Below are 895 nucleotides of genomic sequence, written 5' to 3' on the forward strand. Positions count from 1 at the left end.
CGAAACCCCGCTCCCCCACATCGCCCACGCACTCGCCACCACCCGCACCGCCCACCAGCACCGCGCCGTCATCCTCGCCCACAACACCACCCACGCCCACACCGACCTCACCCAACTCGCCGAAAACCACCCCACCCCCACCACCATCCAAGGCACCGAACAACGCGGCGGAAAACTCGCCGTCCTCTTCACCGGCCAAGGCAGCCAGCAACCCGGAATGGGACAAGAACTCTACGCAGCACACCCCGTCTTCGCCCAAGCACTCGACGCCGCCTGCGCAGAACTCGACACCCACCTCCAACACCCCCTCCGCGACATCATGTTCGCACCCCCCGGCACCCCCCAAGCCGAACTCCTCCACCAAACCGCCTACACCCAACCCGCACTCTTCGCCTACGAAACAGCCCTCTACCGCCTCACCCAACACCTCGGCCTCCAACCCGACTACCTCACCGGCCACTCCATCGGCGAAATCACCGCCGCCCACACCGCCGGAATCCTCACCCTCCACGACGCCGCCACCCTCGTCACCGCACGAGGCCGCCTCATGCAAAACCTCCCCCCCGGCGGCACCATGACCTCCGTCCAAGCCACCGAAGAACAAACCCGCACCGCCATCAACAACCAACCCAACCCCCACCACATCTCCATCGCCGCCATCAACGGACCCAACTCCACCGTCATCAGCGGCAACCAGGAAGCCATCCACACCCTCACCACCCACCTCACCCAACAAGGCCACAAAACCCGCCCCCTCCACGTCAGCCACGCATTCCACTCCCACCTGATGGACCCCATCCTCAACGAATTCCAACAACTCACCGAAACCCTCACCTACCACACCCCCCAAATCCCCATCATCTCCAACCTCACCGGCCAACCCGCCCAACCCAAC

At 64.8% G+C, this 895-nt stretch carries 1 protein-coding gene; it reads left to right on the forward strand.

The genetic code is table 11. The features are described from left to right. Positions 1-895 (forward strand): acyltransferase domain-containing protein (locus tag ACFO3J_RS35905; RefSeq protein WP_386439085.1); only part of this gene is annotated, 895 nt, incomplete at both ends.

Source organism: Streptomyces polygonati (assembly GCF_042650325.1).
Taxonomy (GTDB): Bacteria; Actinomycetota; Actinomycetes; order Streptomycetales; family Streptomycetaceae; genus Actinacidiphila; species Actinacidiphila polygonati.